Origin of the sequence: Prochlorococcus marinus str. MIT 9314, from assembly GCF_000760035.1 — a bacterium.
Taxonomy (GTDB): Bacteria; Cyanobacteriota; Cyanobacteriia; order PCC-6307; family Cyanobiaceae; genus Prochlorococcus_A; species Prochlorococcus_A marinus_B.
This window is the reverse complement of sequence record NZ_JNAO01000001.1, coordinates 100,774-120,892: the sequence shown is the minus strand read 5'-3', so window position 1 is coordinate 120,892 and position 20,119 is coordinate 100,774. Positions and strand designations below refer to the sequence as shown.

Genomic DNA, 20,119 nt, shown 5'->3' with positions numbered 1-20,119 from the left:
AACAAATCGACAATCCTATTTTGCATAAACCTGGGACATCTACAACAGGTGGATACTCTGCTCCAGATAAAATAGTTGATGATTCCTTATATAAATTTCCATCTGGCAGATCAACATCAAACAAATGAATCTTATCGTATTTTGCCAAAATTTGTCCGTCTTTCCCAAATAAGGCTGACCTATTAAAAGTATGACTATCATCACCAGCAGGGACAGGATACCCTCCTCCCAAAAGAAATACTTGATATCTTTGTGACATAGTTTTTAGAAAATTTGCACACTTCTCTGACAATTCAGAAGCTAATCTAAGTTTTTCATCATCTCCCCCTAAAAAAGCAAAATTCTCAGGCAATCCTATTAACTCAGCGCCTCTTCTAGCAGCTAATTCAATCTGTTCTTCTGCTTCAGTAAAATTTGCTTCAACATTTGAAGTACTTGTAATTTGCAGTGCAGCTACTAAAAAATCAGTCAAGACTTTACTCCTAATGAACCAATTCGTAAATCATGAGGCACGAATCACACCTCTTTCAACTTGAGCTGGAACAATATCTAAGCAATCAAGTTCAGAGCAACATTTAAAATCATCCTCATAATCTCCAAGACTTGTCAATCTTTTGCCATGGGTTGCAGTTTTTAAACATTTCAAAATATCATTTTTCCAGACATCCCAAAGCGCCAAAGCAGATTGTAATTCGTCATTCATAATATTAATTTCGAAATCACAGTTTTGTTTTAGATATGAGGCCAAAGCACCAGCAGCTAAAGAATCCTCAAGTGAATAAGTGCCTTCCCAACCACTACCAAGTATTAAAACATTTTTACTCTTTAATGAAATGATTTTTTCGGCAACTGCTTTTCTATTTGGGAGACCCATAGCAAATAGATGCTTAGCATTTTGAACTTTTTGCAATGATTTAGTCCCATTAGTCGTACTCATAAATAATCTTTTACCATTAACAACTTTTTTTGTAACTGATAAAGGAGAATTTCCTAAATCAAAGCCCTCAATCTTTTTTCCACCTCTCTCTCCAAGCATTAGTCTCTTCTCAGCTTGCCACTTAATTGCAGATTCTTTTAATAAATCTAGATCTGCAAAAACTTGTATTGAATCAGCTCCATTTTTTAAAGCCCAAGAAATTGTAGTTGTAGCTCTTAAAACATCAATGACCACTGCAATGTCTGGATTATTTTCAGGAACATCCTTTGCAACGTGAAAATAAGTAAGATTAATAATTAAAACCTTTTTCTTAATTTATTATAGAAAACAGTTACTTAATTTGATTATTTTTTTTTTAAAAACAAACTTATTGATAATATAAAACTAATTTGTTTTTACATAAATCTTATCAAGTCATTAATTTGAAAATGAATAATATCCGCACAATAAAAGGTGGAGTAAATTTAAAAGGAAAAGTAAAAGTCCCTGGAGATAAATCTATTTCTCATAGAGCTCTAATAATTGGAAGTATTGCTAAGGGTGAGACGACTATTGAGGGGTTCTTACATTCTGAAGATCCACTTTCAACTGCTGATTGTCTAAGAAAGTTAGGTGTAAATATACCAGAAATAAAGAAAAATGAGCCTTTTACAATTTCAGGATTAGGTCTTGATGGAATTAAAGAGCCCAAAGAAATTCTAAATTGTGGGAATTCGGGAACCACCATGAGATTATTAATGGGGTTACTTGCTGGTCAAGAAGGCAAGAATTTCATCTTAACAGGTGACATTTCTCTTAATGAAAGGCCAATGGGGAGAGTGGGCAAACCGTTATCGTTGATGGGTGGCAAAATTTTTGGTAGAGAAAAAGGAAACAAAGCTCCAATCTCAATTGATGGGAATAAATTAAAAGGGTGTGTTATAGGAACCCCTGTAGCGAGTGCTCAAGTAAAATCTGCAATCCTATTGGCTGGCCTAAAAGCTGCTGGAACCACTTCTGTTATTGAACCAGCATCTTCAAGAGATCATACTGAAAGAATGTTAAAAGCATTTGGAGCAGACATCAGTATCAGAGGAGAATTAGGAAGGAATATAGTAATCAAGTCAGGGGGGGACTTAATTGGCCAGAGAATATTGATTCCTGGAGACATAAGCTCTGCGTCTTTTTGGATGATTGCTGCATCTATTGTTCCAAATTCAGAGGTTTTAATTCAGAATGTCGGACTTAATCCCACTAGAATAGGGATTTTAAATGTAATGGATTCAATGGGGTGTGATTACGAGATTTTAGACAAATCGACTATTGCAGGTGAACCTATTGGATCTATTAAAGTAAAGACTTCAACTAATTTAAGATCATTCACTATTGAAGGTGATATTTTACCAAAACTTATAGATGAAATTCCTATCCTTACTGTTGCTGCCTGTTTTTGTAATGGAGTTTCTGAAATTAAGGATGCACAAGAATTAAGAGTTAAGGAGACAGATCGATTAAAAGTAATGGCAAGACAGTTACAAAAATTCGGTGCTGAAATAAAAGAAAAAGAGGATGGGTTAATTATTAATGGGCAATCAAAATTTCATTCTGCGGAAGTAGACAGTGAGACAGATCATCGAGTAGCAATGAGTCTTGCTATTGCTTCACTTCTTGCCAAAGGTACCTCAAAAATCATGAGAGCAGATGCAGCTAGCGTCTCGTATCCCACTTTTTGGGAAGAGCTGGCAAAACTAACTAACTAGACTAAAAAGTTTTTGTCTGAATTAATAGAAATTTTAACTAAAGATGGTAGTTACACTTTAAGAAGTGTGTTTTTTCAAGAGAATTTTCATAGTTTATTGGGCGCTTTGGATGAAACAAAGTCAAAGTTTACAGCTACTTCTAATTTGCCAAGATTTAAGGGGAAATCTCTTAATGTTTTGGATATATGTTTTGGTTTAGGATACAATTCCGCTTCTTTATTAGATGAATTAACTAAACAAAAATCATATTTAAATTTGTATGCATTGGAGATTGATAAAAAGCCTCTTGAATATTCGCTTAGAAATAAATCTTTTTTTAAATTATGGGATCCAAAAGTCAGAACAATATTTGAATCACTTTATCGAAAAGATTACTTTGAGGATCAATTTTTTAAGTGCAGTGTTTTGTGGGGTGATGCTAGAGAAACAATCAACATTATTCCTTCATCTATTAAATTCGATCTGATTTATTTAGATGGTTTTTCTCCGCAAAAATGCCCACAAGTATGGACAATTGAATTTTTATCTAAAGTCACAGAAAAACTTAATTCTCAGGGTTATTTAATAACTTATTCTTCTTCAGCGGCAGTAAGAAAAACCCTAAGAAATCTTGGATTAGAAATTTTTACTATTAAGCCAAGTTTTAAAAACAGAACTTTTTGGAGTCAGGGAACTGTCGCAATATCAAAATTCGATAAGAATAAATTGAAACCTAATTACAATTTTGAAAAGTTATCTTTAATGGAAGAGGAACATCTCTTAACCAAAGCTAGTATTCCATATAGAGATCAAGATTTAAACTCAAGTGAAGACGATATAATTAAGAGAAGATTAAATGAGCAATTATTCTCAAATCTATTATCGACAAATAAATGGAGAGAGAAGTGGGGAATGACGAAGTTATCCATTAAGAGTTAGATTTAAATAAGGATTTCAAATAAACATGTTAAGTGTTGCGATATTAGCGGCAGGCAAGGGCACTAGGATGGAAAGCTCATTGCCAAAAGTTTTACATAAAATTTCTGGCAAAAGTCTTCTACAAAGAGTTATTGATTCGTGTGTCGAATTAAAACCTGATCAAATTTTCGTAATTACTGGACACAAATCAAAAGAAGTACAAAAGTCAATCCCAAACGATAAAAAAATTCATTTTGTTATTCAAGAACCTCAATCAGGAACCGGTCATGCTATCCAGATACTTTGTAGAGAAGTAAAAAATCATGAAGGAAAACTTTTGGTACTTAATGGCGATGTGCCACTAATTAGGCCTAGCACTCTAAAAAGACTTTTGTATTTACACGATTCAAAAAATGCTGATGTTTCTTTAATTACTACTAAGAAAACAAATCCTCATGGATATGGCAGAGTTTTTACGAATGGCGATTTTATAGAGAGAATTGTTGAAGAAAAAGATTGCAATGATCTAGAAAGAGAAAATCCATTAATAAATGCAGGTGTTTACTGTTTTAACTGGAATAACTTGTCATCAATAATAAAATCCTTGCAAAGTAATAATAATCAAAAAGAGATTTACTTAACAGATACGGTATCTTTGCTAAAAAATTCCTTAGGCCTCGAGGTAGAGGATAATGGAGAGCTTCAAGGAATTAATAACAGAATTCAACTTTCAGAGTGCGAGGAAAGTATTCAAAATTCAATTAAAGAAAAGCATATGCTGAATGGTGTAACTTTCATAAATAAAGCAAGTTGTTCAATTAGTGAAGAAGCTGAAATTGGTAAGGATGTGATTATAGAGGCTAATACACATATAAGAGGAAATACCAAAATAAATAGTCATTGCATTATCGGGCCAAATACTTTTATTGAGAATTCTAATGTGGGATTAAATTGTGAAATTTCAAACTCTACGGTTTATGCTTCTCAGATAATAGATTCTATAAAAATTGGCCCTTATAGTCATATAAGACCTAATTGTAAAATATCTTCCTTTAGCAAAATAGGTAATTTTGTAGAAATCAAAAATAGCAAATTAGAGGAAGAATCTAAAGTAAATCATTTAAGTTATATTGGCGATTCTATTATTGGAAGCTCTACAAATATTGGAGCAGGTACTATTACTGCAAATTTTGATGGTCAGAAAAAACATCAAACAAAAATTGGTAAAAATTCCAGTATTGGTGCAAATACAGTTTTTGTAGCGCCAATTAATCTCGGGGAATCAGTTACAACTGGAGCTGGTTCAGTTATCACAAAAGACTCCAAAGATAATTCATTAGCAATCTCAAGAACTAAGCAAGTAAATATAAAAAATTGGAAAAGAAAGAAGTCCTGATCTAATTAATTAATTCAATAATTTTTTCAAGTTGCCAACATCTGCTTCCTTTTATAAGAATAGAATCACCTTTTTTTGTAGATTTGTTTATCTCTTTAGGTACATCTTCTATGTTATTAAGAACTAAAAATTTTTTCTTATCTTTTAAATAGTTGGTGTAAATTTTTTCATTTTTTTTATCGCAAATAAATAAACATTTTTCTATTTCTGAATTATTTACTAATTTGAATATTTCTTTATGAAATTTTTCAGATTCTTCACCCAATTCTTGCATACTTCCAAATATGAAAAATTTATTTCTCGGTTTTTCAAGCAGATTATTAATACATGCTTTTACTGACTCTGGCGAAGCATTATATGATTCATCATATATTGTTGTTTTTACTGATTTAAGAATTTTATTCCTTCCACTTAAACTTGCAAAATCAAATTTATTAAAACTTGCAAAATTAATGCCTAGCTCTTTAGCAACTGCATAAGCAAATAAGAAATTCGAAGCATTGTGAAATCCTTCAAATGAAATTTCAAAGGTATTTTCTTCAATTAAAATTGTTTTATTCAAAGTGTTATAAAATCCTCGCAAATCAACATCATTCTTAAAACTATCCTTCTTATTTTCTATATTTAATAGCTCAACTTTTTTTACTCTACCTTTCCAGTATTCTTTTAAAGTTCTTTCAAGAAGGGGATCATTTGCTGGGATTATTACAACTCCTTCGGGATTTAAAAACTTACTAATTTCACACTTTGCATGAGTAATATTTTTTTTTGAGCCTAATAATCCAATATGGGCTGTCCCAATGTTAGTAATTACTGCAATATCAGGTTCACTATATTTAGATAAATTTTCGATCTGTCCAAGACCTCTCATTCCCATCTCAAGAACCAAAACATTGTCTTCCATATCTGTCTCAAGAATAGTAAGACCAACACCAATCTCGTTATTAAAATTTGCGTGGGAAAGTTTAATTTTTCCAAGTTTCTTTAAAACTTCACCAATCATTTCTTTTGTAGTTGTTTTACCAACTGAACCAGTTATCGCAACCAAAGGAATATTTAATTTTTTTCTTTTGAGCAATGTTAATTTTTGAAATGCTTCTAAAGTGTCATTGACAACCCAACAAGGAAAATCATAAGGCAGTGATTTCTGCATACCTTCTTTAATAACTACTGATTTAACTCCTTTCTCTAAAACCTCTGGGAGAAAACTATGTCCGTCAAAATTTTTACCCTTAATAGCTATAAAAAGATCATCTTTAAATAAAGTTCTACTATCAATACTTATATTTTTAAAATTTAAAAATTTTTTTTTATCCTCGTCTAGATTTTTAATATTACCTAAAACAGCATTTAATTCTGACAAATAAAGGTCCATTAAAGTATTAAGTCATCCTTTATTTAAAGATGGATCAGCTGATTGTCCGTAAGAGAACTTTTCAACTTCTGCAACATCAGGTGAGGGTTCCTTTATTCCGCAAACATCTTTGTACATAATTTCGTATTCGAGTGCCGATCTTTGCCAGCTGAACTCTTGGCTCATAGCTCTTTTTTGCAGTAATTCCCAACTATCTTTATGCCTGAATGCCTCCCAAGATCTGACTAAAGAAGTATAGAAATCTATAGGTTCAAAACGATCAAAGCAAAAACCTGTACCACTATTATTTTCTGGATCATGAGGTAAAACTGTGTCAACTAAACCTCCAACTCGCCTTACTATTGGAATCGAGCCGTACCTCATAGCAAGAAGTTGACTAATACCACATGGTTCGAATCTACTTGGCATCAAAAATGCATCAGAGCCACCATAGATAAGCCTTGATAAAGAATCATCATAGGTAAGAAATACTGAAAATCTTCCTGGGTAATCTAATGCCAGTTGCCATAATCCTGACTCTAAAAACCGATCTCCAGTTCCTAAAACAGCTATTTGCGAATCTGTATATGCTAAAAGTCTTCTTGAAACTTGTAGAAGTAAATCAACTCCTTTTTGATCAACCAACCTACTAACCATCCCTAAAAGATATTTTTTAGGATTAACTTCAAGACCCATTTCTCTCTGAAGTATTTTCTTATTTTCACTCCTCTTTTCTAAATTCTTAATACTAAATTTAGCTGGCAAAACTGGATCTTTGGCTGGATTCCATTCATCTAGATCTATACCATTAAGAATACCTCGTAATTTACCTGATATGTAACAAAGTAATCCTTCGAGGCTTTCCCCGTATTCATGGGTTTTAATTTCATCTGCATAAGTCGGAGAAACAGCATTGACCCTATCTGCGTACAACATTGCCGCAGCCATTGTGTGGTCTCCATGCATATACCAAGGACACCAAGTCATTTTTTCAAGTTTCCATCTCCAAGGGCCTTGGTATTTTAAATTATGAATTGTGAAGACAGTACTAATTTCTGGGTCCTGGTGCATCCAGACGGGAATCATTCCAGTGTGCCAATCATGGCAATGGAGAACTTGAGGTTTCCAACAATTCCAGGCAAATTCTGCAGTGGCACTGGCAAAAAATGTAAAGCGCCAGTCCTCATTTTCGCCTCCGTATATTTGGTCAGAGTCAAATGTTGGATGACCCACTAGGTAAATCACATAATTATGAATGGGATGTTTTGCTTTATATACAGCAAAATCAGTGCCCATTGTATTTGCTCTAAAGACTGGCTCATTCGATACCTCTAAAAGACTCCACAATTTTCCATATCCTGGAATTATTACCCTTACATCGTGACCAAGTTTTATCAAAGATGGAGGCAACGAACCAACCACATCTCCCATACCTCCAACTTTGATCATTGGAGCACATTCGGCAGCGGCAAGAAGAATTCTCATTGATAATTATTTAAAAAAGTCCTTTTGAAAAATAAACTAGGGTGTCCACTTATATTCAGAGAAGTCTGGTGGACGCTTTTCAAGAAAGGCATCTCTACCTTCTTGGGCTTCTTCAGTCGAATAGAATAATTGAGTTGCATATCCAGATAATTCCTGAATACCAGCAATCCCATCATTCTCCGCATTGAATGAAGCTTTAAGAATACGAATAGCAGTTGGACTATTTCGTAAAATCTCTCTTGCCCAGATTACACCCTCAGCTTCTAATTCTTCAATCTTTGTAATTGCATTTATCAAGCCCATCTCAAGAGCTTCCTTGGAATTATATTTTCTACATAAAAACCAAATTTCTTTTGCTTTTCTTTGACCAACAACCCTTGCTAAATAACTAGATCCAAAACCGGCATCAAAACTACCAACTCTTGGGCCTGTTTGACCAAATATTGCATTTTCAGAGGCGATACTGAGATCACAAATTAAATGAAGTACCTGTCCTCCTCCAATTGCAAAACCGGGGACTAAGGCAATAACCACTTTAGGCAAACTTCTTATTAATCTTTGAAGTTCAAGTACATTTAATCTTTGCTGCCCTTCATCATTTTTATACCCATTTTTACCCCTTACACACTGATCACCTCCAGAGCAAAAAGAATAAATGCCTTTCTTGTCAGGTCCCGCACCTGTAAAGAGAACTACGCCAATAGTTTCATCATTTCTTACGATATCAAATGCGTCAATGAGTTCATCTATAGTTTGTGGCCTAAATGCATTTCTTTTTTCAGGTCGATTAATTGCAATTCTCGCAATTCCCTCATCTGATTTGTGAAACAATATATCTTCATAAGATTTGCACTCTGACCAATTTAAAGTTGTTTTACCAGGTAATACTTTCATGAAATCTAATTATTCAAAAATAGAAAATGATAAATTTAACTGCCAATTATTTTTTCTAGCAGGGCATTTTTTTCACAAATTTCATTTTCTGGATCAACATCAACTTTAATTATTACAGATTTCTGGATAGAAATGCTCCAATCTAATGCCTCTCGTAATTTTTTAAAATTTGCCACGCTTTTAAAGTTTACCTGATAGCCTTCCAAGAGTTTTGGCCAGTTTATTTCTTTTGGCATAAGGAACAGTTTTTTTAAATCATCTTTTTGTAAATTTTTTTTATAAATACGATTAAATATATTTCCGCCATTATTATTTATTAGAAGAATTGTTAAATTCATGTCGATTGAATTTTCAATCAGCCAACCATTTATATCATGAATAAAAGCCAAATCTCCAGTCACAAGAAGTAAAGGATTTTTAATTCTAGAAATACCCAATGCAAGAGATAAAGTACCGTCTATGCCAGAAGCACCCCTAAAGCTGAAACAGTCTCTTGTTAAAGTACCATTCTCAGAAAATGTGAGCCAATCTCTAATTGGGCTGCTTGCGGAGAGCATTATAGGATTTTCAGCTGGCCAAATTTTTGGTACAAGGTTTGCAAGCATATACTCAGTAATTTGATTATCTTGAGTAATTTTCTCTTTTAAAATTTCTTTTATTTGCTTACCTTCCTCTATAAGATCTTGGGCTAACGGCGTAAGAGACTTTTTGTTTTTTTCGTTAATTGATAATTCTTCTAGCAATAGAGTAGTAAAATTTAAAAGCCCAAAATCATATTCAAATGATTTTTTTATAGGATCCAATTTTCTATAGTTTTTTTCTTTTATAAGAATTTGTATACCTCCGAAAGTTATTAAAAATTTCTCCAAATCAATTGAAGATGACATGGGGCCAAGCCTCAAAAGTTGATGACAATTTATTGAATTTTTATTTTTTCTTAAGACTAATTCCCAATTCACAACTAATCCTCTCAAATCAGAATTAACTCCTGAAACAGGATCAGCAAATACTGGCCAACCAGTAATTTCTTGCAATCTTTCTAAAGATTTATTGAAAGAAATCAAATCATTCATGGAACCTTGATAGGGACCTACCAAAATAATGCCGGATTCATCTAAATTTAAACTTTTTGAAATTTCTAAGAATTTGTTTTTATCAGATTTTATTTCAACTTCCTGAAATGTATATTTTTTCTTTAAATAAATTCTTTCAAAAACCTCTAAAACATTTTTTTTATTTAAAAGTGAAATATCTAAAGGCTTATCAATAGGAATATTTAAATGAATAGGCCCAGGGAAAATTGATATTTGTTTCTCAGTAATTCGAACTAAATTCAGGATCTCGTTTTCTTGTGTTTCATGAAGTCCATTTAGATTTGTACTTAAAACCCTTCTGCAGACTGAAGTCAAAAAATCTTCTTGATTTACTGTTTGATTAGCGCCACAATCTTTTAATCTTAAAGGTCTATCAGCAGTAAGAAATATAATACCTTGACAAGATCGGTCTGCCTCAACTGCTGCTGGCAATAAGTTACTTACGGCAGTCCCAGAAGTGGTAATAACTAAAGAAAGATTACCTGATGCAGTAGAAATCCCAAGAGAGTGGAATCCCGCAGATCTCTCATCTATTGAATTAAAAATATTTACTAATCCTAATTTATTTAATTCTCCAGCAGCTATCGCTAGGGGTGCTGATCTACTACCTGGACATAGTATTAAATTTTGAACTCCTATTTTTATTAAGAGATTCAAAAGTTGTAAACTTCTAAGAAAATTTTTGCATTCAATAGATGATGTCATAATTTATATAAATGCTTTGGGATTTTCCTTATAACTGAATTAAATAAAACATGTCTAAAACTCAAGAAAAAAGAAATTCAATACTAAAAGATTTAAAAAATCTTTTAATCTGGATATCTATAGCTTTAATTATACGATGGCAGGTTATAGAGCCAAGATGGATCCCATCCGGTTCAATGCTTCCAACTCTTCAAATACAAGATAAAATTCTTGTTGAGAAGGTAACCCCCAAAATCACTTCCAAATCAAATCTTTCAAAATTAAAAAATAAAATAGTTGTTTTTAACGTTCCGGAACAATTAATTAATGCTGGTTATGAAGCAGATACTGCACTAATAAAAAGAGTAATTGGAACACCTGGAGACAAAGTAGAAGTAAGAGAAGGTAACCTTTACTTAAATGATATCGCTCAAAGAAATTACGTTTTTGACAAAAATATTAATTATTCTATAGGGCCTTTTATTGTCCCAGAAAAGTCATTATGGGTGATGGGAGATAATAGAAATAACAGTATGGACTCACATATTTGGGGGTTTTTACCCTATGACAAGGTTATTGGTAAAGCTATTTTTAGATATTGGCCGTTTAATAAAATTGGACCTATTCGGTTCCCTGCCCTTAATAATTTAGATTAATGGGTACGTGATGTTGTAGGGTTTTTATATCTTGAAGTTGTAGAAATGTTTAATCCAGAATTTCTTGCTACTGAAAATAATGACCCAAACGATGAGAATGATTTAATCCAATATTTACAAAAACAATCTCCAGAAGTTTTGCAAAGAGTAGCAAAATCAGCTAGTGAAGATATTCAAGAAATTATTAGACATAATGTTCAAGGTCTTCTTGGAATGCTTCCTTCAGATCAATTTGATGTAAAAATAACATCCTCAAAAGACAACATTGCAAATTTATTATCTTCTGCAATGATGACAGGATATTTCTTAAGACAAATGGAGCAAAGAAAAGAGCTGGAACAAACTCTTAAAAATGATGAGAAGATGTCTATTGAATAATAGTTGTTTTTAAAGATTTACTTCTTCAGGAATTATTCCTAGTTCAAACAACTTTTTATATAAACCCATCAAAAATTTATTATCCTCAGGAAGTTTGTCCCACTTTTGGGAATTAATTTCATTAATTAATTTTTGACAATCTTCTATTGTAAATTTTATAGGAGCCGTAAAATGAGCTGGAATTAAATATTCCATATCTTCAAAAGACTTGATATTTTCTAACCATTTGAGTAAAACTTCTTTTGAACGCGGAAAAATTAATTTCTGTAAAACTGGTGCAATTTGAATCTTAGGAGTATCTTTACCCATTATTTCAACAAGAGAAGATTCCCAATCTTCGTCCCATAAAAAGGGATAAATGCCGAAATGAGATCTCCAATTCCTCAGATCTTTTTTGAATGAATACTTAAATATTTTTTTTAAAGGTGGAATATTTAATTTACCTGGTTTTAAAAAAGATGAAAACAAGACTAATCTTTTCCATCCTTTTTTTCTATATTCGATGGAGTCAATCAAAGGTTCGTCTCCTCTCTCTCTAGAATGAAAAAGAAGTGGAGTTGGATCAAAATCAAATATCTCAGGGGGATTGGAGTCTATTCCAACTATTGCGTCTGTCACATGAAGTGTTTTCGTAGGATAATGGAAACAGCTTATCTCCTGATATCTTCCAAGTCCTAAATTCAGAGGGCCTAATGAAGACCATTTAAAGTAATTTGTATGTGGAGTACCTTCCTCAAAAAGTATTCTTGATCTTTTTGATGGAATTCCTAAGAAATCTAGTGGTAAATTTATGGGGAAACTCCATTGTCCTGGACAAAGCCAAATTTCTGCATCTTTAAAAGTTCTTGAAAGAGCTGGCAATCCGATTTTATGTTCTAGTCCAGAGGCACTCGGTAGAATTATTGTTTTTACTTTGCCATGAATCGAAATTAATTTTTCTAACTCATTTATTAATTCTTTTGTCGGAGGCAGTGGATTTATTAGCATCAATCCATTATCAACCTTTATTACCGTCATTCTTATTGGAACCGCAACATAATAAAGTCCCTGTATTTGTTCCAAGGACCATATTTGATCAGGAATTAATTCTTTTAAAATTGTTTTCTTTTTCCCATAAGGATATAAGGGGAATAATGGCCACCAATTCCACTTTTTATTTAAAGTTTCATCCACTACAATCATTTATACCCAGCAAATAATTTCTTTAACTTAAATATTCCGTATCTTGGGGCGAATAAAAAAGCAAATAAAAATATAAAAGTTTGTGCCAAGACAATTGATCCACCTGTTTCAAGATCAAACCAAAAACTAACATAGATTCCGATAAGGCTTGAGATGATTGCACTTAATACTGAAATTACTGTCATATTATCAAACTTATCCGTAAGTAAATATGCTGTAGCCCCTGGTGTAATCAACATTGCAACTACCAAAATAATTCCAACAGACTGCAGCCCCACAACAGCTGCCAAAGATAAGCATGTGAGGAGTAAATAATGAAGAAAAAATACATTAATCCCAACTGTTTTTGCATGCCTAGGATCAAAACAATAAAGCATTAAATCTTTTCTGAAAATTGATAAAAGGATTACTACCAATAAAGAAATGAATATAGTTTGTTTTACATCTGAAAGCGATATTCCTAATGGACTACCAAAAAGAATAGAGTGTAGATCAATATTACTTTTAATCTTAGAAACCAATACTATTCCAAGAGCGAAAAATCCAGTAAATACCAACCCAATAACAGTATCTTCCTTAACTCTAGATTTCTGCTTAATAAACCCTATCAAGGCTACAGAACCGACTCCGAAAATAAATGCCCCTAATGAGAAGGGAAGACCTAATGCATAAGCAACCACAACACCAGGCATTACCGAATGTGACACTGCATCTCCCATTAAAGCCCATCCTTTAAGAGTCAAATAACTTGATAGAAAACCACAAACAGCTGCAACTAATGAACTCATAAGAAGTGCTTTTCTCATAAAGTCATGAGTTAAAGGATCTGTGATGAATGAATCTAAAGTTAAAAAAGAACAGAGCTCCATATAAATTAAAATTTAGGATTCAGGTCCAAACAAGAAATCAGGTGAGATCCCTCCAAAAGTGGTTGTAATATTTTCAGGGGTAAACACTTCAGAGGTTTCACCATAAGCTACAACAGTTTTATTTATTAAAAGAACCAAATCACAAAATTCACGGACATGAATCATATCGTGCGTTGATAATAATATGGTTTTCCCCTCATTTTTAAATTGAATAAATAATTCCGAGATAAGTTTTTCAGTTCTTATATCAACACCTGAAAAAGGCTCATCAAGAAGAAGTATTGATGCTCTTTGCGCAATTGCTCTAGCTAAAAAAGTTCGTTTTCTCTGACCTCCAGATAAGTTTCCAATAGGTGTAGATAAATGATCAGTAAGATCAACTCTCTCAATAGCATCTTTGACCGCCTGAACATCAGATTCTCTAGGACACCTAAAAATATTCATCGAACCATATCTTCCCATCATTACTACATCCCAAACACTTATTGGAAATTGACTATCAATTCCCTCATTTTGAGGAACATAAGCAATTGTCTGATCTTTTTGAGCAGATCTTAGAGACTCTCCATTTATTCTAATTTTTCCCTTTGAAATATTTACAAAGCCAGTTAAAGCATTAAAGAAAGTTGTTTTACCAGCCCCGTTCATCCCTACTAACCCACAGATTTGGCCAGGTTGCAATCTTAAATTGGCATCATACAAAGCCACCTTACCGTTGTAATCTACGCAAATATTCTCTGCCTCAATCCTAAAGTTTTGATAATTGATTGTTTCCATAATTCAAAAAAGTCCTCTTTTAATCAAATCCAAATTATGCTCAAGCATTTTTATATAGGAACTAGCTGGCCCACTATCATCAGATAATGAATCAACATAAAGATTTCCTCCAAAATTAGCCCCAGTTTCGTTTGCAACAACCATTTGAGATTCGTTACTTACAGTACTTTCGCAAAATACAGATGGAACATTTTTTTCTTTAACTAGGGAAATTGTTCTTGCCATTCTTTTGGGAGTAATTTGACTCTCAGCATTAACTGGCCACAAATAAACTTCCTCTAATCCATAATCATTTGTTAGATACGAAAAAGCACCTTCACAACTTACTAGATACCTCCTGTCTTTATTTAAGTTATTAATAAAAAGTGAGAATTCTTTATCTATTTTAGATAGTTTATCTTTATAAATTTTTCCATTTTCTTCAAATAATGTCCTTTTGGATGGCCTCAATTCTGATAAAGAATCCACGAGAATATCTACGTATAGGATCCCTCTTTTTGGTGAAATCCAGGCATGAGGATTGGGTTTCCCTTTGTAAAAATCTTCACTTATAAAAATAGGATCCAAATCTTCCGCGACTGTAATTCTTTTAACTTTTAAATTAGAAACAAATTTTTCAGCCCATAATTCAAATCCAAATCCATTATCAAAAAAAACAAAAGCATTAGAGGCATTTACCAAATCGCTTGGAGTTGGTTGGTAGCCATGAACTTCAACTCCAGGTTTCGTTATTGATCTAACAATAAAATCATCTTTAGCGACATTGTTAATTATATCCGCCAAAACAGTGAAACTTGCCAGTATTACTTCTTTAGTTTCATTTTTATTTGATATTCTCTTACATGAGCCTGAAGCAATAGAAAGAAGAAGTATCAAACTTAAAAAAAAATATTTTTTTTTCATATTTAACATTCATCCCAAGATTATGAATTAAAAGATAGTTTCATAAGTGGTTTTCTAAGATCAGAAATAAATCCTTTCCAATTTATTTTTTCTTTTTCAAAAGCTTCTTGAACAATTTTCTTAGAATTTTTCTTTATAAAATCCAAATCAGGTTCTTCTACTCCTTTTGTTATTGCCATAAAATCAGCCAAAGAACTTGATACTACTCTTGTTAAATAAGCAGCACTGACAGCCTGAAATGTTCCAGAGACAAGCCAATTTGGGCCATGTAATTTTGTTATGCCAATTAGAGTCTGTCCACTCCATTCAATAACTCCTTGAGCAATTGCAGTCTTTAAAATCTCTTTGGATACCTTATCTAACATTTCAGGAGACCAATTACATCCCCATATAGACTTAATTTCTTTAATCATTAAAGAATTTAATACTGTCATTGCCATAACATCAATTGAAGGGATAGGAGATAAGAAAACAGTTGTTGCGACAAGAATTTGATTTTTTCTTTGTATACCTTTTAACTGCATTCTTCTAATACCTTCAATTTCAGATTGCCAGGCAGCATGAAGTTCTTTCAAGAGCCTTTTTTTTGTATTTTCAATATTTTTAGATGAACTTATGAAAAACTTCCTTAAAGAAAAAGGTATATTTGTTACTTCACTCTTATTCGCATCAAAAGTAATAATTTTGTTTATAAAGTCACTTGAAATTTGAGACTTTAGGTCTTCTATCTGATTTTTGCCTTCTATTTGGTTGGAAGTTAAAGCCACCAACCAGATTGGCATATTTTTAGGAAACTTTTCCAGCCACAAAAAATCATTTGCCGACAAAGGCAAGTTTATAAAATACAAGATTGCATCACTCTTCAAAGCTTCTTCTGGAATAACTTGAGAAGAATTGTATTTAGGGAGTTTTTCGTATAAATCCAAGTCAAACTTATCTGCTTTGAAATTACTTTTCATAACAGATTGAAAACTTTGATAATCTTTTTGTCCAAAGCAACTTATTTTTTCTTTTTCACATCTTTTAAGAATAGATTCAAGTGTTTTTTGTCTTTTTGAATTCTGTTTTTCTAATTCATTTATTGCTTCAAGTTCTTCAAAAAAATTTAAATCTTCATTACATAGATTTATCCAACCATCTAAATTATTTGGCTCATTAAATTTAGGTTTATCACTTTTCAAGTAAAAATATCCCCCCAAACACAAAGCAAAAAATCCTATTGAGCCTCCTGCAAAATGAATTAAGTCACTGACAAACCATTCCCCAAAACCTAACAATAATAAAATAATAAGAAGATTTTTTTTTGGAAACTTTATGAAATCCTTTAAAAGGTTGTCTTTACTAATATCAAACACAATATTTTATTTTTCTAATTTTATTTTAATGCAAGTTGTGAATGAGAAAAGCAAAATTTCATAAGTCGTTAATCAAAAGATAAAAATTTAACCCTTTTAAAAAGACTTATTGCGTAACAAGATGCTAAGTTAATAGACTATTTAAATAACTTAAGAAACATTAAGATGTCTAATTCAAATTTCAGCAATAATCCTAGACAAGAAAATTACAGAGGTCGTTCTAACAATGAAAGATCTAATTTCAGAGATAGATCGGGTGGCAGAAGAGATGGAGGAGGATTCCGCATAAGATTGAGTGATAACGAAATGAAAGCTGTTAAATCAATTCAAGAGACCTTTCAATTAAGATCTACCGTTGCAGTTCTGGGTTTCTCTGTTAGAACACTTAGCGAAATGATCAAAGACGAAAAATTGATTGATTCAATCAAAGAATATGCAAAAAACAATAAAAACTCTTCTCCGAGTAGACAATCACAAAATTCTTATGAAGAAAAGACAACAACAGCACCTGACCCTTTTGCAAGACCTGTAAAAAGTACATCAACTGAAGAGATCCAATCTAGCGAAGTAGAAGAGGATGGCAAATAAAAAAAGAATTCTTTCGGGGGTTCAACCCACTGGTGATTTACATATTGGGAATTGGCTTGGGGCCATAAATAATTGGGTTACGCTTCAAGAGCAATATGAAACATTTTTATGTGTAGTTGATTTGCACGCAATAACAGCTTCACATAATCCCAAAGAATTATCTCAGAACACTATCTCTACAGCTGCTTTGTACGTCGCTTGTGGGATTGATCCAAATATATGTTCAATTTTTGTCCAAAGTCATATTTCAGCGCATTCAGAACTTTGTTGGATATTAAATTGCATGACCCCAATAAATTGGATGGAAAGAATGATTCAATTTAAAGAAAAATCCATACAACAAGGTAATAATGTATCTATTGGATTATTTGACTATCCAATACTTATGGCTGCAGATATCCTTCTTTATGATGCTGACTTCGTACCAGTAGGTGAGGATCAAAAACAACATCTTGAACTTGCGAGAGATATTGCACAACAGAGAATTAATGCCAGATTTAGTAAGGATAAAAATATTTTAAAGATCCCTCAACCAATCATCATGAAGAATGGTTCCAAAATAATGAGTTTAATTGATGGTTCAAAAAAGATGAGCAAAAGTGATCCTAATGAGGGCAGTCGCATTAATTTATTAGATCCTCCTGAAATAATCACAAAAAAAATTAAAAGAGCAAAAAGTGACAGTTCTATTGGAATTGAATTTAACAACCCTGAGAGACCAGAATCTAAAAATCTTTTGATGATTTATTCAATATTATCCGGCAAAGAAATTTCTCAATGTGAAAATGAATTTTTAGAGACTGGATGGGGGGCATTTAAAAAATTAATTACCGAACAACTTATTGAATCACTAGAACCTATTCAGAAAAAATATAAATTATTAATTAATGATCCCTATCAACTAAATAAAATCCTTAATGAAGGGAAGGAAAAAGCTGAAGATTTAGCGAATCAGACTTTAAAAAGAGTCAAATCAAAATTGGGATTTTTTGAAATGGAGAAATAAATTATGCCAATAATTACCTTGCCTGATGGTTCAAAAAAAGTTTTCGAAAAATCTGTAACGATTCTAGAAATTGCCCAGAGTATAGGTGCTGGATTAGCTAAAGCAACAATTGCTGGGAAAGTAAATGATGTTCTTCTTGATGCAACAATCCCTATAAATAAAGATTCCAAAGTTGTAATCATCACATCAAAAGATAAAGAAGGAATTGAAATAATAAGACATTCTTTCGCTCACCTTATTGGTCATGCAGTTAAACAAATTTACTCTGATATTAAAATGGCGATTGGACCTGTAATTGAAGATGGTTTTTATTACGATATTTTCTCTGAATACAGATTTACTCCTGAAGATTTAATAAAAATCGAAAATAGAATTAATAAATTAATAAAAACAAACTATGACGTTGAGATTTTACAAGTTTCTAAAGAAGAAGCAATTAAAACTTTTCAAGAAAGAGATGAGACTTTTAAATTAAGAATAATTGAAGAAATTCCTGAAGAAGGTCTCATCAATTTATACAAGCACGAAGAATACATTGACATGTGTAGAGGGCCTCACGTGCCTAACACTAGACATTTGAGACACTTTAAATTACTTAAATTATCAGGTTCATATTGGAGAGGTAATAGTGAGAATGAATCATTACAGAGAATTTATGGAACTGCATGGGCAAAAGAAAAAGAACTCAAAGATTATTTAACAAGAATTGAAGAAGCGGAAAAAAGAGATCATAGAAAACTTGGAAAAAAACATTCACTATTTCATATACAAGAAGAATCTCCAGGAATGATTTTTTGGCATCCAAATGGATGGACAATCTACCAAGTACTGGAAAAGTACATAAGAGAAATACTCAAAAAAAATGATTATTTAGAAATTAAAACCCCACAAGCTGTTGATAAATCTCTTTGGGAGAAATCCGGTCATTGGGAAAAATTTAGAGACGATATGTTCACTACTGCATCAGAAAATAGAACTTATGCAATTAAACCAATGAATTGTCCATGCCATATTCAAGTATTTAATCAAGGTTTAAAAAGTTATAAGGATTTACCTATTCGTCTTGCTGAATTTGGTTCTTGTCACAGAAATGAGCCCTCTGGAGCACTGCACGGCTTAATGCGAGTAAGAAACTTTACTCAAGATGATGCACACATTTTCTGCACAGAAGAGCAAATTCAAGAAGAGGTATCAACCTTTATAGATCTTGTCTTCGAGGTTTATAAAACTTTTGGTTTTGATGAAATCATTATCAAATTATCAACCCGTCCTGAAAAAAGGGTAGGTAGTGAGGAGATTTGGGATAAATCAGAGGAGGCTCTTACCAAAGCTCTCGATAATAAGAACCTAAAATGGGAACTCCAACCAGGAGAGGGGGCTTTTTATGGTCCCAAAATAGAATTCTCATTAAAAGATTGTCTTAAGAGAGTTTGGCAATGCGGTACTATTCAGGTTGATTTCTCAATGCCTATTAGATTGGATGCAACTTATGTAGATATTGATAATGAGAAAAGAAATCCAGTTATGCTTCATAGAGCAATTTTAGGATCCTTTGAGAGATTTATCGGAATCTTAATTGAACAATATGAGGCAAAATTCCCAATTTGGCTTGCGCCTTATCAAATAATTTTATTGAGTATTACTGATAGAAATATTGAAAAGTGTTTAAAGTTTAATGATTTAATAAATAATAATGGTTACCGATCAAAAGTTGATGTTAGGAATGAAAAAGTAGGATATAAAATAAGAGAGGCAACTCTCGATAGAGTCCCCTTAATTGCTGTTATTGGGGATAAAGAAGAGGAAATTGATTCAGTCGCTTTAAGAGCTTTGGATGGAACAAATTTAGGTATTTTCAACCTCCCTAATCTATACAAATTAATGGATGAATTAATAGAAAAAAAAGGCAGAACAAAATAATTTAG

General features: G+C 32.4%; 19 protein-coding genes. 8 read left to right on the top strand and 11 right to left on the bottom strand.

The window, feature by feature from the left end; translation table 11 throughout:
- Together EU98_RS0108675 and EU98_RS08050 are read right to left on the bottom strand one after the other, a co-directional pair.
- Positions 1 to 472 (bottom strand): nitrilase-related carbon-nitrogen hydrolase (locus EU98_RS0108675; protein ID WP_032514972.1); only part of this gene is annotated, 472 nt, incomplete at its 3' end.
- Between the two features lie 30 nt (positions 473 to 502).
- On the bottom strand, positions 503 to 1,231 hold the full coding sequence (locus EU98_RS08050) for a 2-phosphosulfolactate phosphatase family protein (protein WP_032514971.1): 729 nt from the start codon (positions 1,229 to 1,231) through the stop codon (positions 503 to 505).
- 128 nt (positions 1,232 to 1,359) lie between these two features.
- On the opposite strand from EU98_RS08050, the gene aroA reads away from it, so the two are divergent.
- The 3 genes from aroA to glmU are packed head-to-tail and all read left to right on the top strand — an operon-like array spanning position 1,360 to position 4,969.
- Positions 1,360 to 2,676 (top strand): 3-phosphoshikimate 1-carboxyvinyltransferase, encoded by a 1,317-nt coding sequence (gene aroA / locus EU98_RS08055; protein ID WP_193742979.1) that lies wholly within the window; start codon positions 1,360 to 1,362, stop codon positions 2,674 to 2,676.
- A gap of 12 nt (positions 2,677 to 2,688) precedes the next feature.
- On the top strand, positions 2,689 to 3,594 hold the full coding sequence (locus EU98_RS08060) for a tRNA (5-methylaminomethyl-2-thiouridine)(34)-methyltransferase MnmD (RefSeq protein ID WP_032514969.1): 906 nt from the start codon (positions 2,689 to 2,691) through the stop codon (positions 3,592 to 3,594).
- Between the two features lie 25 nt (positions 3,595 to 3,619).
- Positions 3,620 to 4,969 (top strand): bifunctional UDP-N-acetylglucosamine diphosphorylase/glucosamine-1-phosphate N-acetyltransferase GlmU, encoded by a 1,350-nt coding sequence (gene glmU, locus EU98_RS08065; RefSeq protein ID WP_032514968.1) that lies wholly within the window; start codon positions 3,620 to 3,622, stop codon positions 4,967 to 4,969.
- Between the two features lies 1 nt (position 4,970).
- Here glmU and EU98_RS08070 read toward each other — a convergent pair whose 3' ends face one another.
- Genes EU98_RS08070 through menD form a run of 4 tightly spaced genes read right to left on the bottom strand, consistent with a single transcriptional unit; the run spans position 4,971 to position 10,501 of the window.
- Positions 4,971 to 6,344, bottom strand: coding sequence for a UDP-N-acetylmuramoyl-tripeptide--D-alanyl-D-alanine ligase (locus EU98_RS08070; protein ID WP_032514967.1), 1,374 nt, complete (start codon positions 6,342 to 6,344; stop codon positions 4,971 to 4,973).
- A gap of 12 nt (positions 6,345 to 6,356) precedes the next feature.
- On the bottom strand, positions 6,357 to 7,808 hold the full coding sequence (gene glgA / locus EU98_RS08075; RefSeq protein ID WP_032514966.1) for a glycogen synthase GlgA: 1,452 nt from the start codon (positions 7,806 to 7,808) through the stop codon (positions 6,357 to 6,359).
- A gap of 36 nt (positions 7,809 to 7,844) precedes the next feature.
- The gene (gene menB, locus EU98_RS08080; protein ID WP_032514965.1) at positions 7,845 to 8,702 is read right to left on the bottom strand and encodes a 1,4-dihydroxy-2-naphthoyl-CoA synthase; all 858 of its coding nucleotides are present in this window, start codon (positions 8,700 to 8,702) and stop codon (positions 7,845 to 7,847) included.
- A 35-nt stretch (positions 8,703 to 8,737) separates the two neighbouring features.
- Positions 8,738 to 10,501, bottom strand: a complete 1,764-nt coding sequence (gene menD, locus EU98_RS08085; RefSeq protein WP_032514964.1) for a 2-succinyl-5-enolpyruvyl-6-hydroxy-3-cyclohexene-1-carboxylic-acid synthase — start codon at positions 10,499 to 10,501, stop codon at positions 8,738 to 8,740.
- A gap of 50 nt (positions 10,502 to 10,551) precedes the next feature.
- Here menD and lepB point away from each other — a divergent pair, with 50 nt between their 5' ends.
- Positions 10,552 to 11,136 carry a signal peptidase I gene (gene lepB, locus EU98_RS08090; RefSeq protein ID WP_032514963.1) on the top strand — a complete coding sequence of 195 codons (585 nt, stop codon included), beginning with the start codon at positions 10,552 to 10,554 and terminating at the stop codon, positions 11,134 to 11,136.
- A 45-nt stretch (positions 11,137 to 11,181) separates the two neighbouring features.
- Positions 11,182 to 11,514, top strand: a complete 333-nt coding sequence (locus EU98_RS08095; RefSeq protein ID WP_032514962.1) for a DUF760 domain-containing protein — start codon at positions 11,182 to 11,184, stop codon at positions 11,512 to 11,514.
- Between the two features lie 9 nt (positions 11,515 to 11,523).
- On the opposite strand, the gene EU98_RS08100 is transcribed toward EU98_RS08095, so the two are convergent.
- From EU98_RS08100 to EU98_RS08120, 5 genes are read right to left on the bottom strand one after another with little or no spacing between them, the layout of a single operon-like run.
- The gene (locus EU98_RS08100) at positions 11,524 to 12,696 is read right to left on the bottom strand and encodes a DUF4336 domain-containing protein (protein WP_032514961.1); all 1,173 of its coding nucleotides are present in this window, start codon (positions 12,694 to 12,696) and stop codon (positions 11,524 to 11,526) included.
- Positions 12,693 to 13,565: a metal ABC transporter permease gene (locus EU98_RS08105; RefSeq protein ID WP_032514960.1), complete on the bottom strand. Its 873-nt coding sequence runs from the start codon at positions 13,563 to 13,565 to the stop codon at positions 12,693 to 12,695. The genes EU98_RS08100 and EU98_RS08105 overlap by 4 nt, the downstream gene beginning before the upstream one ends.
- A gap of 12 nt (positions 13,566 to 13,577) precedes the next feature.
- Entirely contained in the window at positions 13,578 to 14,342 is a 765-nt protein-coding gene (locus tag EU98_RS08110; protein WP_032514959.1) for a metal ABC transporter ATP-binding protein, read from the bottom strand.
- Between the two features lie 3 nt (positions 14,343 to 14,345).
- Complete coding sequence (locus EU98_RS08115) at positions 14,346 to 15,245, bottom strand: metal ABC transporter substrate-binding protein (protein ID WP_032514983.1); 900 nt, start codon at positions 15,243 to 15,245, stop codon at positions 14,346 to 14,348.
- A 20-nt stretch (positions 15,246 to 15,265) separates the two neighbouring features.
- Positions 15,266 to 16,600: a YcjF family protein gene (locus tag EU98_RS08120; RefSeq protein WP_032514958.1), complete on the bottom strand. Its 1,335-nt coding sequence runs from the start codon at positions 16,598 to 16,600 to the stop codon at positions 15,266 to 15,268.
- A gap of 165 nt (positions 16,601 to 16,765) precedes the next feature.
- Between EU98_RS08120 and EU98_RS08125 the strand changes: the two genes are divergently transcribed.
- From EU98_RS08125 to thrS, 3 genes are read left to right on the top strand one after another with little or no spacing between them, the layout of a single operon-like run.
- A complete protein-coding gene (locus EU98_RS08125) occupies positions 16,766 to 17,188 on the top strand; it encodes a hypothetical protein (protein ID WP_032514957.1) in 423 nt (140 codons plus the stop codon).
- Complete coding sequence (gene trpS / locus EU98_RS08130; RefSeq protein ID WP_032514955.1) at positions 17,178 to 18,194, top strand: tryptophan--tRNA ligase; 1,017 nt, start codon at positions 17,178 to 17,180, stop codon at positions 18,192 to 18,194. The genes EU98_RS08125 and trpS overlap by 11 nt, the downstream gene beginning before the upstream one ends.
- A 3-nt stretch (positions 18,195 to 18,197) precedes the next feature.
- Positions 18,198 to 20,114, top strand: a complete 1,917-nt coding sequence (thrS, locus tag EU98_RS08135) for a threonine--tRNA ligase (protein ID WP_032514954.1) — start codon at positions 18,198 to 18,200, stop codon at positions 20,112 to 20,114.
- Positions 20,115 to 20,119: the final 5 nt, after the last annotated feature.

Coding starts and splice junctions, on each gene's coding strand:
- EU98_RS08070 (WP_032514967.1), bottom strand. CDS start 6,344: ATGGACCTTTATTTGTCAGAATTAAATGCTGTTTTAGGTAATATTAAA.
- EU98_RS08100 (WP_032514961.1), bottom strand. CDS start 12,696: ATGATTGTAGTGGATGAAACTTTAAATAAAAAGTGGAATTGGTGGCCA.
- trpS (WP_032514955.1), top strand. CDS start 17,178: ATGGCAAATAAAAAAAGAATTCTTTCGGGGGTTCAACCCACTGGTGAT.
- menD (WP_032514964.1), bottom strand. CDS start 10,501: ATGACATCATCTATTGAATGCAAAAATTTTCTTAGAAGTTTACAACTT.
- EU98_RS08125 (WP_032514957.1), top strand. CDS start 16,766: ATGTCTAATTCAAATTTCAGCAATAATCCTAGACAAGAAAATTACAGA.
- EU98_RS08095 (WP_032514962.1), top strand. CDS start 11,182: ATGTTTAATCCAGAATTTCTTGCTACTGAAAATAATGACCCAAACGAT.
- glgA (WP_032514966.1), bottom strand. CDS start 7,808: ATGAGAATTCTTCTTGCCGCTGCCGAATGTGCTCCAATGATCAAAGTT.
- EU98_RS08110 (WP_032514959.1), bottom strand. CDS start 14,342: ATGGAAACAATCAATTATCAAAACTTTAGGATTGAGGCAGAGAATATT.
- EU98_RS08105 (WP_032514960.1), bottom strand. CDS start 13,565: ATGGAGCTCTGTTCTTTTTTAACTTTAGATTCATTCATCACAGATCCT.
- glmU (WP_032514968.1), top strand. CDS start 3,620: ATGTTAAGTGTTGCGATATTAGCGGCAGGCAAGGGCACTAGGATGGAA.
- thrS (WP_032514954.1), top strand. CDS start 18,198: ATGCCAATAATTACCTTGCCTGATGGTTCAAAAAAAGTTTTCGAAAAA.
- menB (WP_032514965.1), bottom strand. CDS start 8,702: ATGAAAGTATTACCTGGTAAAACAACTTTAAATTGGTCAGAGTGCAAA.
- lepB (WP_032514963.1), top strand. CDS start 10,552: ATGTCTAAAACTCAAGAAAAAAGAAATTCAATACTAAAAGATTTAAAA.
- EU98_RS08115 (WP_032514983.1), bottom strand. CDS start 15,245: ATGAAAAAAAAATATTTTTTTTTAAGTTTGATACTTCTTCTTTCTATT.